Source organism: Parabacteroides sp. ASF519 (genome assembly GCF_000364265.2).
GTDB classification, from domain to species: Bacteria; Bacteroidota; Bacteroidia; order Bacteroidales; family Tannerellaceae; genus Parabacteroides; species Parabacteroides goldsteinii.
The window spans coordinates 5653213-5667636 of record NZ_AQFV02000006.1; the positions used below are offsets into that span (position 1 = coordinate 5653213).

The window sequence follows — 14424 nt, forward strand, 5'->3', positions numbered from 1 at the left end:
TATACTTCCTATCCTTTAAAAACCACAATATTCAGCACCTGAGACTTTGACCTTTTTTATAATAAACATACGATCTAGGCCTTCAGAAGAACCTATAGTTATAACTTTTTTCTTAATATGATACCATGTCCCCTGATTAGGAGCCCCAGGTAATCTACTTATACGATTCTGGATATATTTCAAATGAATCAAATTCAGATTCTGATTATTCTCAGACAAATATTGTTCTTCAAAACGCAAATAAGCCGAATAAGGTTTATGCCCCTTATTCAAAGCAAAAGATAAGAAAGACTCAAACACCAACAAATCTTCAGCTTCCTGAGTCAGTTCAATTAATTCCATTCCTTCAACCTGTTGGGGAATATGAGCCTCCCGAATTATTCCATCCTGATCCATCACGACAAACACTGGTTCTAGAGATTCACGACGTTTACGTTTTTTCTTTCCTTTAAGTGTCCGTATTCTGTCTTGTTGACAAAATCCATGTTCTAGCCAAAGCCCTGCATTATCTAAAACAAGACCTTCCTCTTTTCCTGGAGACGGACGCATACAACGACCGACTTGTTGTAAAAAATACCCTCACATCATTTCTTTTTTTCAATATTAACCTTATCTTTGTCAAATCATATAATTCAACACATGGAACCTGAATCTAAATACGAATCCGTCCCTTATGGTTTTGCTTACTGCCTGAATGAACAATGCAAGCACTCTACGGAGTGCCTGCGTTATCTCGTTTCGAAACAGCTTACGCCGGAACGGACTGTTTTCTCGATCGTAAACCCCGATTGCACGACGCCACAAGCAGATAGCTGCCCCTTTTTCAAAGCAGATCAAAAGGACAGGTACGCTTTGGGGATCACTCAATTATTAGAAGATCTGCCTCATAACAAAGCTGTTGCCATTAAGCGGGCAATGAATACTAAATTCAGTAAAGGAACCCTTTACCGCATCCAGAAAAAAGAACGATTGATTACCCCTGAAGAACAAAATATCATTCGTTTGATCTTTATTCGTCAGGGTATCCATACCGATCCGCTTTTCGACCAATATGTAGAGCAATACGATTGGTAAGAAATTGTAAACTTTTTAGGCCTTTATTACTTATAATCCCCACTTAAATGGGTGATATTCCCCACACAAGTGGGTAGTATTCCCCATAGTAGTGGGGGAAATTCCCCACATGAATAAAAATTGTGGGGAAAAAGCTCTATAACGAACTCTCAATAAATACTGAAATCCTGCGGTTTTATCACAAACCCGATCCGCAGCATACTCTTAAAGTGATTATATTCCAGCAGGTTCTCACCGTAACCGTTATAATATTGAAGGAAAAAATATTGGTTCTCGTTATTGTTAAACTTATAACTTAACTCGACCTGTGTATTAAAACTAAACCAGGTTTTACGTTTCGTCAGGATCACTCCGCAGTTAAACCGCTTATTGTCTGTCCGGAAATTGGCCGCCATCTGGAAAATGCCGTTATACTTTAACAGGTCTTTATTATATTTTCCATCGACGATCGGTATCCAGGTCTTGAACTGAGCCTCCCAGTTTTTGTTTAAAACAATGGCTGTTGCAAATGTCACCTTGTTCCAACTGCGCGAAGCCGTACTGTCTTTTCCGTTCGATTCATGTTCGAGCATCAGATAGCCTTTTCCGATGAATTTATTATGATGAATAATCAGATGCCCCAGTCCGATCCCCGGGTTGAAGTTCAGGTCGCGCATGGGCAGAGATTTCTGGAAAACATTCCAAAAGGCTTTCTGGGTGTACTGGATAAAAAGATAAGTGTCGAAAGGCAGCTTACTTTTCGTCAGGCGCTGGGCAATACTCAACTGGAACTTCACATCCGAATTGGCAGCGGTCGGTTTATGCCCGATCGTCGTTCCGCCGATGAAATAATTATCTTTGAATAAAGTGAAATAAGGCGCTTTGTCCAATACCGCACGCACACTGTCCGCGTTATATTCCAACTTCGGATCCTGCACCAGAACCTGGGCAGATACTGAAACAAAACAGGAAATGAATAAAACGTATAGAAATACTGCTGTCCTTTTCATAAAATCACGAATATATAAACCTTATAAAAACAGAACAAAGGTAATATCCATCAAGGTTTAACAATTCTCCCCGATTTCATGAATTATGGTCAATTCAGTTACCTCTTCTTTATTAATAACCAAATCTTAACTGGTATGTTCATTTTTTATATCTTTGCCCGCATGGAAAAAGTATATCAATATTACAGGGATACAATAGCTGCTTACACACGTCGCTCGGACGGTCTGAGAAAAAAAATGCATTTGATAGGAACAATACGCCTGCTGCTGGTCGCCGGGCTTATTGCTGCGATATGGTTTCTGAAAGCCGAAAACTGGATGGTGTTAGGCGGAGCAATCCTCTTATTCATCATTCCTTTCATCGGGTTAATGGTTTATCATACATTTTTATCATCGCAAAAGTCGTATGCCGATGCACTATCCGCCCTGTGTAACAACGAACTGAAAGGACTGGATTACGATTTCAGCGCTTTCGACGGGGCACCGGAGAAAAGTTCGGCCGACCATTCATTCAGCCTGGACCTGGATCTTTTCGGAAACCGCTCCATCTTCCAGTCCATCAACCGGACAGTTACTTCGATGGGAAAAGAAAGGCTTGCCGACTGGTTTATCAACCCGCTTACCGATAAAGAAAAGATACTCAAACGCCAGGAAGCAATCCGTGAACTGAGCGAAATGACGCAATTAAGGCAACACTTCTATGTAACTGGTGTATTAAGTCCGGGAAATAAAGGAGATGTGAATACCCTAAACGCACTAACAGATCATAAACCGGCCTTCATTAACAGCCAGCTCTGGAAAATACTGATATGGCTCATTCCTGCCATATGGGTGATACTGATCGCAGGAGCATCAAGCGGAATAATCAGTTTCACCGGCATAAGCATATTCTTCGCCATCTCGTTCCTAATTTCCTACATACGGGGAAAACAAATCACAGAACTTCATAACTCCGTGAACAAGATGGAGAAAATCCTGTATACGTATTCTTCACTGATCAAAAGCATTGAAGGCGACCTTTTCAAGTCAACCGAACTGGCAGCGATCAGCAACCAGTTTAACGGGACAGACGGAACAGCCTCGAAGGCTCTGAAAAAGCTATCCCGCAGCATTGGTGCGCTGGACCAGCGGGGCAGTATGATGGGATTCATTATGAACATCTTTATTCTCCGCGACACCCGGACAGCCATCCGTCTGGAACGTTGGATACAGATACACGCCGAGGATATTCCCCGATGGTTCGATGCCCTTGCCGAGTTTGATGCCTACAGTTCGTTGGGAGGATTTGCATTCAATCATACCGGCTATATCTATCCGGAAATAGCCGACTCTTATTTCAAGATGAGTGGTAAAGCACTTGGGCACCCCCTACTCCGCCGTGATGCTTGCGTACGGAATGATATTTCGATAGAAAAAAGTCCGTGGTTCCTGATTATCACCGGGGCAAATATGGCTGGGAAAAGCACCTACCTCCGTACAGTCGGAGTCAACTATCTGCTGGCCTGTATCGGTGCTCCGGTCTATGCAGACTCCCTGACTGTCTATCCGGCAAAGATGGTGACCAGCCTGCGTACTTCCGATTCGCTGGTCAGCAATGAATCTTATTTCTTCGCAGAATTGAAACGACTGAAAATGATTATCGACCGTCTGCAACAGGGAGAAAAACTATTTATCATACTGGATGAAATCCTGAAAGGAACTAACTCGATTGACAAGCAAAAAGGTTCGATCGCCCTGATGAAACAGTTGGTAGCTTACCAGACTTGCGGTATCATCGCCACACACGACCTGGCACTGGGCGAACTGGAAAACGAATTCCCCAACCAGATAAAGAACTACCGCTTTGAAGCCGATATTACAAATGAAGAACTAACCTTCTCCTATCTGCTTCGTGAAGGGGTAGCACAAAATATGAATGCATGTTTCCTGATGAAGAAGATGGGGATAACGGTTTAAATACTTATATTTGCACGTAAATTAATAGAAAGGAGTCACTTATGACAACAATAGAACTTGAAGCCAGCAAAGCGGAATTGGTTCGTGAGATATTAAATATCGAAAATAGTGAAACCATCGGAAAACTTCGCAAATATCTAAGTAAGCTCCGGAGTAACAAAGAAGAGGCAAGTCCGTGTGAATATACCCTCGAAGAGGTTCGTCAGCGATTGGCTATCACTGGTAAGGATGCTATTGCCGGAATAGGTATCAGCGGTGAAGAGATGGAACAGCGAATGAAAGATATTATATAATAGTATGAAAATCATATGGCATCCGTTTGCATCAAACGATTTTGATCAGATTATATACTATTACCGGGATGCTTTTGGAGTTAAAACAGCTCAAAAAGTCCGCGACACACTTCATCATGACATATATCATTTGCTCTGTTTACATCCTTTTCTGGGATTCTGTGAAACCTGTCTGAGTGACGTCGATCAACTCTCTTACCGTTCACTAGTCTCGGGGCACATTAAAATAATTTATACCGTTCACGATAAATATATTTATATCCACATGCTTTGGGATTGCCGACGTAATCCCAAACAACTTCAAAGCGAAATAAAAGAACGTAAATAAAACTTATCAAATGGAGTTGTATCAAAATTCGGTTTTAATACAACTCCATTTATTATCATTTTCCTGTTTTATACTTCGCCTTAATCTCCGGCAACGCCCGCTGTATCTCTGCGATACGGGTGGCATCACTTGGGTGAGTACTCATGAACTCCGGAGTCGAGCCGCTTTTTCCGGCAGACATCTTTTGCCAGAAATTTACCGCTACATCGGGATTATATCCAGCCATCGTCATAAATACCAATCCCATATAATCCGCTTCCGATTCATGTTTGCGTGAGAAAGGAAGCATGACACCATACTGCGCACCCACACCATAAACCGTATTGGCAACCGTCTGGACTGCCGCACTCTTATTGCTTACAGCCTGTCCCAAGATGGCGGCTCCGTATTGTGCCATCAGCTGCTGGCTCATTCGTTCGTTACTATGTTTTGCCACCGCATGCGCCACTTCGTGACCAACCACTACGGCCAGTTCGTCATCCGACGATACCAGCGACATCAAACCTTCGTAAACCACAATCTTTCCGCCCGGCATACAAAAAGCATTTATCTGGTTATCTTTCACCAGATTGAACTCCCACTGGAAATTCTTAATCTCGCTTTCCATTCCGTTCGCTTTCAGATAAGCCTCCGTTGCTGCGGCAATCTTCTTCCCCACACGGGTCACCATCGCACTCTCATTCTTATCCGACGACTTTGTGGCTGATTTCATATAATCGCTATATTGCGTTAAGCTGGAGGACAATACCTCCTGGTCGGAAACCAGCAGCACCTGCTTTCTCCCTGTCAAAGGCACACTCCCGCACGCACTCAGCATCAGAAGCATCGCCATCAATAAACCTGTAATCTTTTTCATCTCTCTCATTTAGTTTTTACGAATACAAAATTATCATTTCTTTATGAGAATAGAACAATTCAAAAGGCATTTTTGCTCAACATATATATAACGAAACCTGTTTATCCGGCGGAATCGGTATGAGGCGTAACACTTTCTGTATATTATTACATTTGTTCTCGTCAATTAAGAGACCAACTCTATTCCAATATACTCCCAACACATAATATTTTACCAATCAATACCTCATATTTATTTAGTTCTTCAATATTCATTTTTTTCTCTGTTTGCAAAATATCCATTTTATCAAAAGGGGTACAGTCCGCTTCTATTATAACAGAATGCTCACCATACGGTAGTTCAGGCATCCAAAAATAGTTCATCCTGTTATAGGTACAATATTTATCAAATCTACGCGTGTCTTTTATTAGCTTTCCATCAATATAAACTTTTATACGAGCTCCTCTAAGACCCATAATATCAAACAATCCGACTCTTGTACCTTTAAAACGAAATTGAAGAGTCTCTCCACTTTTCTCAGTTGAAGCGACATAAGAGAAATGTTCCCTAAAAGGCTTGACAAAAGGATCACTTCCGTCTTTTTTCTCCCATCCTTCTGAAAGCCATTCCTTTTTTACATCATACATTTTAGCTTTTTCATAATTCGTTTCGCAAAACGGGACTTTCATTTTCTGAACCATTGGGGTCCCTTTCACCATTTGCTGAAACGAATTGCATAGAGTTTCCGTATAAACAGCATGTCCGTCTGAACCAGGATGTGTACCATCCTCCGTAAAACGTATTTTCTCTCCATAATCCATATCCCGTAAAGCATGCATCACTAACTTATTATCTCTTAGTAGTTTTGCAACAGCGAAATCAAAAGAAACAGATGGAATACCATAATATTGAGCTATCTGCTCCATTATGCGGGATGAACGCCAATGATCTCCATTTAAAATCACATTTTCCTGTGGCTTATTTGTCGTATACAAAAAACAAATATCTACGTGATCCGAATGATTTCGGATTTTCCTTACTATCCCTTCCATAGAACGTACAATCTCTAATGAATCAGTTTGTGAATCATTCACTGCAAATTCGACAAAAACCAAGTCTGGATTTTTAGCTAAGACATCACTGTCCATTCTAACAACTCCCAAATCTGAACCTGTACCACCGATACCTGCATTTATAGTCGATAAAAGGACATCCGGGTAAGATTTTTTAAACCAATCTTCAAATTGTACCCGATAGCCAGAAGCTTGTGTTATGCTTCCTCCCAAAAAGGCTATCGTCAGCGGTTTTTTCTCTTGTATCTTTTTATTAGTCCAATATAACCCATTCCTTAACGCTAAACAATCCGGAAGTTGCTTTCTCAACAAAAGGCACGCACCACCACCTGCAGCAAGTCTGACTTTAATTTTATCGTTAGTTGTCACAATTTGATTAGACACCTGATAAGATTCTCTATTGTTCAAATAATGCGCATCAACACCATCCTGAACTAACATTAGCTCATATTGTCCACGTGGTAAAAAAGACAAGGGGATCTCCAATTCTCTTGCCGATTCATTCGTCACAGCCCCAACCAGATAAACTTTATCAGTCTGACGCATCATAACAATATATTCACCGACTTTACCATCCAACGTCCTACTCTCTTTCCAGGGCATCTGCTGAGCAGAGATAAAGGAAAGTAACTCCGGATACTTTTCATAATATTCCGGAATGTCAGGAAGAATCGTTGCTCCTGAAAAAGTCACCAATGTCCGGGCTGCTTCCGACACGACAGTCGAGGGGACCGGCTGGTTTTCATCTACTCTTGTTGTCGGCCCTTGTCTTAAATCAAACATGCCGTTATTCATGTCGATCGGACCGGCCAACATATTCACAAAAACAGATGTTACGAATGTAGACGGAACAAAAACCCGATGGGCATCCAACTGAGCATGACAATATTCCCTTGTAATGGCATTAGGCCAGGTCCGCATTTGTCCATAAGGATGAACAGGCCCATCATGGAAGTCTACCAATAACTGATTTCGGGCACACAGTTCAGTAATCATTCTGGTACGAATATTTTTCTCCTGCTCGGAGCCTTTCATAAATCCATATTTTACCCCCACGGCGCCCCAATCGTGATACAACTTTAATGTCTCACTGATCGGGAAATTACGTCCTCCAACATCATTCAAGTATAACCAGATGCCTACACCTCTACTTTTCGCATACTGAATAATTTTTCGGACATCCTGCGCCTGGCCTCCTTTCATCGGATCTGATTCACTCTCATGCTCCGGTCCATACCAGTTCGCATCCAATACCAACCCTTTAAAACCTTGCTTCGAAGCAAAATCAACCATACGTACCCAGGAAGGATATGTCATCGAATAAGTAAAATCTTCAACAATCGCACCATCAATACGCCAATCCCAAACATAAACACCCGGTTTGACCCATGAGAAGTCCATCTGAGGTTCAGGATTTAACAATTCAATAATGTGCGAATCGACTAAAGTACCCAATTTATCACTAGCCATTACAACACGCCAGGGAGAACAATTTTCCTCGGACAAAGTCACAGGAAACGATTCTATCATAAAACTCTGATCCCCTTTTCCGGAGATTAACCGCAAAGGATTCCCCGCCCGTAAATCAGCTTCATGAATAGCCACATAGCATTTCGGATCAACTTCCAAAAGCACAACCGGACGTCTTATACCATCAATATCCGAGAGTTTTTCCGGACCAATATTGGCATTTTCCCCATTATAGGACCAGGCTGTATAATCAGCTGCAAAACAAAACCCTGTCAATTCAGACTGGATATCTACTTGTTTTTCCGGAAATTCATAACGGAAAGCAAGTCCGTCATTATATAACCGAACGACAAACGATAGTTTAGTTTTTTCGCTCCCCGACTGTGGCGCCAATTCTAATGACAATTCATTAAAAACATCCGGCACCACCTCTCTTTTTCCCCATACTGGTTTCCAGACAGATTTAGACATTCTTTTGCTATGATTTGCTATTATCCAGTCATTTCCAGGTATTTTGTTTCCATTTGTCATGTAATATCCGATTGGAGAAGAGTCTATAACCAACTTATTCCCCATCGAAAACTTATATTCAAAAGTTCCCTTATCCGTCCGAACAAACCGGACTTCCAACTTTCCATCCGGAGACAAAAGGGAATACTCCACCCCCTTCATATGTCCAATGTTTATCAAAGCGAACATCAATACTCCCAAAACACGAATCCAAACTTTACTTTGTAAAAACATATCCTATGTACTATAAATTGTCATAAATAATCTTTGCTATTATATCATACCCGTTTGAAGTCGGATGAATACCGTCCGGGTAATAATTAACGCTATCTCTCATCTCCTCCCGATACAAATTAATCACCGGCAATTGTTCCTCTTCTGAAACCCGCTTAATCAGCTTCATTACTTTATTGCGCAAAATGTCATCACGCTGTTGCCATTTAAATCCATACGGCAATATCGGATAACAAAGATATACTTGATCTGAAATACTTTTCATTCTCCGGACCAACCTGAGATAATCTGCATAAAAAAAATCTTCATTTACCCATTCATCCGGTCTCGAATCATTAGTTCCCAATTTCACAATGATTACTTCCGGTCTGAATAATTTCAAATCTTTGTATGCCTCCGTCTTCAAATAAGTAGTAAATTTATCAAACTGCACAGCTGCACCCGGTACTCCGAAGTTGCGTACCTCAACACTATCTCCCAACATTTTCTGCAATTTATAAGGATATGTTTCTTCAACCGAATTTGTTAAATATCCGTATGTGATGCTATTCCCCACACAAGCAATCCGCTTACGGGAAAATATATCCTTACAAAAAGTGTACATATCGTCAGAAACACGATTAAACAATGTTTCGTTTGTCCGGGAATTTATTCCATGATCGACATTCTCATATAATTTAGTTTCCACTATCCCGCCTTTACTTTCCAACGCTGTCGCAAAATTTACCGATTGATTATAATCAATAACATTATCTTTCGTCCCATGCATCAAGAGACTAGCAGGAATATTCCTATCCGGAATATTAAACATAGCAGAAGCCTGACGCAAGTCCAGCGAGTCTATCGCCTGAATAAACCTTTTTTGTACTACAGGTACAGGAAAATCACCCTCTCTCGTTTCCAACAAATTATAAGTCCCGGCCATTCCTACCCAAAGTCTGCATCCAGGTATTTTCATGGCTGCCAATGCCGCTAAATGCGCACCGGCCGAAGCGCCGCAAAAACCGTAGCAAGATGAGTCCAACTTCCATTCTTCCTCATGCTTTCTGATAAATAATACAGACTTTTCAATCAAATCCATTACACGTCCTAGTGTACCGCCCTGATCCATCAAAGGATAAGAGATCCGAACACCTGCAATGCCTCTTTCCGCCATATAAATGGAATGCTTTTTAAAAACCCCCATATCTCCATGCTGCCATCCGCCACCATGTATATAAATCATATATGGACTTTGCTTTTTATCGCACCGGGGCAGATCAATTTCCAGATCAAATCTACCCAACGCTCCGGAGTAATATGTATATCTCTGAGTCGAGACTTCATACAACTTTTCTCCTGCTACGACGGAAAAAGAAAACAAACATAAAAGGATCACCCATAATGTCTTCATCTTATTCTATTTTTTCGGACCCAATGTTTCCCCTTGATTGTACATTTGATTATTAGGAAGCTTCGATTTAGAAATACCTTTTTCCATCAGCACCTTCAACTTGTCAAAATACGACGGATAGATAGCGCGAGGAGAAACCCCATTCTGTTTACATAAAGAGGCCGCCATTCCGATCACTTCTCCTAATATACCGGTAGTTCTCATCACCCGAACCGTTCCCAGCGCGACATGAGTAACACTGATGTTACGCCCCGCCATAAACAAATTATCAATATTCCTCGAATAAAGACAACGATAGGGAACCGGATAAGGGTGTATCTTTTTCATTTCACAAATAGATTTAAACTCCTTTCCCGGAAAATGGGCTGTATTATCCGGATCCGGATAATGCAAATCAATCGTCCAGGTAGTAGATCCTGTTGCGTCCGGATATTTCACAAAATCAACCAAATCATTCTCCGTTAAAATATGATCACCGATCAAACGACGTGACTCTCTTTTTCCGGCAATATAAGCAACCCATTTCAATGAACGGTTAGTATACTTTTCCTTTAATGAATAAGAATTTTTAAGGAAAGACCAGTTTGAGTATACAACCAATAACCCATAATCGCGAATATATTCCGCGTCATTTACCTGATCCTTATTCATTCCGGTTTCCCAGGTCCATTCTCCCATCATCACCTTTTCGGCACTCTTTTCATTAAATTCCACACCATAATTAAAATCAGGGAAAATCGAACTCTGTGAATCTTCTTCTGAATACCATTGTACCGATGCCCCCATCGTCATTTTATCAGCCTGCACAGGAGCGGTCGGTTCATTATATTCAGACCTAGCCTCCCGACCGGAACGATATTCTGCAGAAGCCATAAATCCGAGGTTGGCATCTCCCGTACAATCTGCAAACAACGGAGCAGTAAGAGCCATTTCCTGATTCGTTTCAATATTACGTATGAAAACTTTGGTAATCCGGCTATCTTTCGTCTCCACATCAAATGCCCTGCAAGAAGCATACAAAGTTATATTCTTTTCCTGCTTAATCGCATTCATTTTTTTTTCATCTTCATAATAATTCCCAGGTTGGGCATTACCTCCTTTCAAAGGGCCAAACTCTTTTTGCAAACTACCTAAAGCCGTATAAGGACCCGCCTCTATACGACCTCCCAGATGAACTCTGACTTCCGAACTATTATTTCCCCCCAAAACCGGGCGATCATGGACCAAAGCGACCTTACATCCTAAGCGAGCAGCAGAAATGGCTGCGCTCATACCTGCAATTCCTCCTCCTACAACCACAAAATCAAACTTTTCCGCAGAAGGTGTTTTCTTTGTCAAATTCAATTTCCGATACCGCATTTCAGATAAAGTTTTTACATCTGCCGCCGGAATATCATTCTCATCCATTGTAAAATAGATGGCATCACAACGTCCATTGAAACCACTCAAATCGTGCAAGGCTAGTCTATTCTTCTTCTGTTTTACTTCTACAATGCCAGCTTTCTGCCACATCCATCGGTCACCCGTAACTCCTAATACGGCAGAAAAGGTTTCTCCGTTCAATTTCAACCGAAATTTGCCCGGTCCCTCTCCATTATACCAGGGCGATGTCCAATTATATGTGCGTACATATACATGATAGACTCCTGTCTTATCAAAATTAATTTCAGTCTCCGCATCTTCAACCGGTTGTCCCATACCATGAGCCATCAAATAACTGGATCCCATCTGATCCATAAACTGCTGGTCAACAACCCAACCACCTTTATTATCGAATCCTTCAGCCTCGACCCACAAATCCGCCGAATAAATGTATTCCGGAATAAAAGCAAATAATGCCACTAATAAAATATATGTTATTCTATTCATCTAATTTAATTTTTAAAAGATACATACTGTATGGCCTGATATCCAATGGAACAACAAGCTTTTTCCCATTTACTGCCAACATTCTTTTTTCTACCGGAATCGAATTTAATATTTCAGCTTCTTCATCCGTAAAATCTATATAATAACGATCAGCTCCCCGGGTTAATGGCAAAGTCTGACATTTCTCCTGCCGTAAAATTTCCAGCGATTTTTTCTCCTCCGGATCAATCGATTCTATTTCCACAAGGACATTTTTTCCTTCAAACATTTCCGGAATATCTTTCAACACGATCTTTGCATCCGGAAAAGCCAAAGGAGTTGCCTTCTCATAAAAGATAGAAGGTGAAGCAGTCCAAACCAGGATGCGATATTCATTTTTATCTGCTGTCGCCTGACTATACAACCCATATCCATCTTTATCATAAGGATATGAAACAGATGGTATCATCTTATCGAATAAGGAGTTGCGAAGAATCATCCCCTTTGCATAAGGAGAAATCACATTCTGATTTCCATAAGTAAGTAATCCAAAGTGGAATCCTCCTCCTGTTATCGGTAAAAAGTTCCCCTCTTCTTTTAAGTACCAATAGTGTACAGTCGAAGCAAAGCAAGCCATCGCCGCTTCCTTTCTGCAAGCTCCCTCCATATCCGACAGGTCTTCGATCGTAGAAGGTTCCGCAAGCCCGGATTCATCCACAAGAATTTTCAAATCAGGCAAAATATCATATTTCGCTAATATTTCATTGATTTTTGATTTGAAACCTTGTGCTATATTGGGAGCTGTCCCCGGAAACAAATAATTATGCCAGGTAATGTAGTCCAATCGTTTATCCGGATTTGTATCCGCCCGATAACGTTTCAGAAAACCATCGATAAAATCCCAATGATAAGGAGTATTGGAACCCAACCCTGCGACTTCCACCTGTTCCTTCTTTTTCAATCCTTTGTTAACATTATTTACTGCTTTGTACAAGCATTTAAAAATACTATAATGTGCATCCATATGGCATTCACTGCCACTAATATTATCATATTCATAAGGCATCTGCACAATTTTTAGTTGCGGACAGACTTTTTTTGCGTGAGCTATCGCAGTTTGATACCCTAATGTTAAATCCTCCCAGGAATACCCGGGAATACCTTCTTCCGGCAATGGGATCGTCCCCATTTTAGATGCTACTTTATATGCCTTTGTAACAGGAGATATCTGCATATCCAACACCACTTCATCCGCAGTCAAAGCCGCAACTTTCAGCCATTGGTCCATATAAACAATATCAGCACTGTCAAGTAAAGCTGGATTGTCCTCTTTCCAGGGCAACTGATGGTGTTGATACCGAAAAAGGGAGAAATTACCCTTCATTTGCCCCGTCACAGACAAGGCCATTTTTTCAATTTTGTCTGTAACTTCACCATATTGGTAGTCTTTAACCGGATTTCCGGAATAAGCCTGTACACGCCTTTCTCCCCGATCCCATGAAAAAACTTTCGCATTACAGGATACTTCTATCGTTCCCTCTTTATCCAAACCGGCAGATACACGCTTAACCTTTTCATCCCACTTTTCCAGGTTCTCTATATGCTGCCTGTATCCCTCTTCCAACTTCGTTTCCGTTAAACCGGATTCTTTCCATGCATTATCAGCATCCGTCTTACTCAAATCCTCCCATAAAGATCCGATGCACATACTTGACTCAATATCCATATGATGTGTCAACGAATTAAACTCAAAGACCATACGATTCCCATATTTCAATAAAGTCGGATAAACCCTGACATACAATAACCCCATGACCTTCGTCACAGGACGTTCATTCGGAGAAGTATCAATCCGTAATGCCTTAAACGAGACTTTCAAATTACCACTGGTCGCCTCCACGACCTTTTTAGGGTACAAATTCATTACGATTGTCTCGCTTTCCTGTCCCGTCACAGTTAAAGAAAAAGACAGACGTTCTTCAGAACCAATCCCATAACTCAATGGTATGACAAATGTCTTTGCATAACCGGAATGGCTGAATGGTACTAAATCGCTTATACAACGTATAGTCCGGGCATAAGGTGATCCTCCTCTAAACAAGAGACTCACTCCATGAATCGTCCTGTCTTGCCAGTCTTTATAAGCTCCAGACCACAAAAGACCATCATACCAGGCGTATCTTCCTTTTGTGACATCTTCCAGATCTGTACGGGAAGACCTGTTAATCGGATATTCACTGTAACCGAATCTCCATCGAAATTGAACATTAGCATCTCCTCTCAGATATGAACTTTCCAAATTTTGAGACTGCATAGCAATATTTATAAAAAGCAGAAAACCGGAGAGAAAAATGAATTTATAGAAATATCCCATTCTGTTATATTAAATGTTATCAAATAAAATATTTAAGTGAACACAGA

Annotated in this window: 10 protein-coding genes; 3 read left to right on the forward strand and 7 right to left on the reverse strand. The window is 41.0% G+C overall.

All coding sequences use genetic code 11. The features are described 5' to 3' along the window. Positions 1–15: 15 nt before the first annotated feature. Positions 16–549, reverse strand: a complete 534-nt coding sequence (locus tag C825_RS22650; protein WP_010800293.1) for a hypothetical protein — start codon at positions 547–549, stop codon at positions 16–18. A gap of 90 nt (positions 550–639) precedes the next feature. On the opposite strand from C825_RS22650, the gene C825_RS22655 reads away from it, so the two are divergent. Next, positions 640–1074: a DUF6078 family protein gene (locus C825_RS22655; RefSeq protein ID WP_007653689.1), complete on the forward strand. Its 435-nt coding sequence runs from the start codon at positions 640–642 to the stop codon at positions 1072–1074. Between the two features lie 149 nt (positions 1075–1223). Here C825_RS22655 and C825_RS22660 read toward each other — a convergent pair whose 3' ends face one another. Then, positions 1224–2063, reverse strand: a complete 840-nt coding sequence (locus C825_RS22660) for a phospholipase A (protein ID WP_007653691.1) — start codon at positions 2061–2063, stop codon at positions 1224–1226. A gap of 162 nt (positions 2064–2225) precedes the next feature. Between C825_RS22660 and C825_RS22665 the strand changes: the two genes are divergently transcribed. Further along, on the forward strand, positions 2226–4019 hold the full coding sequence (locus C825_RS22665; protein ID WP_044215261.1) for a MutS family DNA mismatch repair protein: 1794 nt from the start codon (positions 2226–2228) through the stop codon (positions 4017–4019). Positions 4020–4060: 41 nt separating this feature from the next. Next, positions 4061–4312: a hypothetical protein gene (locus C825_RS22670; RefSeq protein WP_010800294.1), complete on the forward strand. Its 252-nt coding sequence runs from the start codon at positions 4061–4063 to the stop codon at positions 4310–4312. A gap of 383 nt (positions 4313–4695) precedes the next feature. On the opposite strand, the gene C825_RS22675 is transcribed toward C825_RS22670, so the two are convergent. The 5 genes from C825_RS22675 to C825_RS22695 form a co-directional block, all read right to left on the reverse strand. After that, positions 4696–5496: a M48 family metallopeptidase gene (locus C825_RS22675; protein WP_010800296.1), complete on the reverse strand. Its 801-nt coding sequence runs from the start codon at positions 5494–5496 to the stop codon at positions 4696–4698. 179 nt (positions 5497–5675) lie between these two features. Continuing rightward, the gene (locus tag C825_RS22680) at positions 5676–8762 is read right to left on the reverse strand and encodes a glycoside hydrolase family 97 N-terminal domain-containing protein (RefSeq protein WP_081615917.1); all 3087 of its coding nucleotides are present in this window, start codon (positions 8760–8762) and stop codon (positions 5676–5678) included. Positions 8763–8772: 10 nt separating this feature from the next. Beyond that, positions 8773–10155 carry a GDSL-type esterase/lipase family protein gene (locus C825_RS22685; protein WP_010800298.1) on the reverse strand — a complete coding sequence of 461 codons (1383 nt, stop codon included), beginning with the start codon at positions 10153–10155 and terminating at the stop codon, positions 8773–8775. 6 nt (positions 10156–10161) lie between these two features. Then, on the reverse strand, positions 10162–12024 hold the full coding sequence (locus C825_RS22690; RefSeq protein ID WP_010800299.1) for an FAD-dependent oxidoreductase: 1863 nt from the start codon (positions 12022–12024) through the stop codon (positions 10162–10164). Further along, positions 12017–14317, reverse strand: a complete 2301-nt coding sequence (locus tag C825_RS22695; protein ID WP_135033543.1) for a hypothetical protein — start codon at positions 14315–14317, stop codon at positions 12017–12019. The genes C825_RS22690 and C825_RS22695 overlap by 8 nt, the downstream gene beginning before the upstream one ends. Positions 14318–14424 lie beyond the last annotated feature (107 nt).

Bases quoted from the DNA above. Each gene is read 5' to 3' on its own strand.
- C825_RS22650 (WP_010800293.1), bottom strand. From the start codon at position 549: ATGCGTCCGTCTCCAGGAAAAGAGGAAGGTCTTGTTTTAGATAATGCA.
- C825_RS22655 (WP_007653689.1), top strand. From the start codon at position 640: ATGGAACCTGAATCTAAATACGAATCCGTCCCTTATGGTTTTGCTTAC.
- C825_RS22660 (WP_007653691.1), bottom strand. From the start codon at position 2,063: ATGAAAAGGACAGCAGTATTTCTATACGTTTTATTCATTTCCTGTTTT.
- C825_RS22665 (WP_044215261.1), top strand. From the start codon at position 2,226: ATGGAAAAAGTATATCAATATTACAGGGATACAATAGCTGCTTACACA.
- C825_RS22670 (WP_010800294.1), top strand. From the start codon at position 4,061: ATGACAACAATAGAACTTGAAGCCAGCAAAGCGGAATTGGTTCGTGAG.
- C825_RS22675 (WP_010800296.1), bottom strand. From the start codon at position 5,496: ATGAAAAAGATTACAGGTTTATTGATGGCGATGCTTCTGATGCTGAGT.
- C825_RS22680 (WP_081615917.1), bottom strand. From the start codon at position 8,762: ATGTTTTTACAAAGTAAAGTTTGGATTCGTGTTTTGGGAGTATTGATG.
- C825_RS22685 (WP_010800298.1), bottom strand. From the start codon at position 10,155: ATGAAGACATTATGGGTGATCCTTTTATGTTTGTTTTCTTTTTCCGTC.
- C825_RS22690 (WP_010800299.1), bottom strand. From the start codon at position 12,024: ATGAATAGAATAACATATATTTTATTAGTGGCATTATTTGCTTTTATT.
- C825_RS22695 (WP_135033543.1), bottom strand. From the start codon at position 14,317: ATGCAGTCTCAAAATTTGGAAAGTTCATATCTGAGAGGAGATGCTAAT.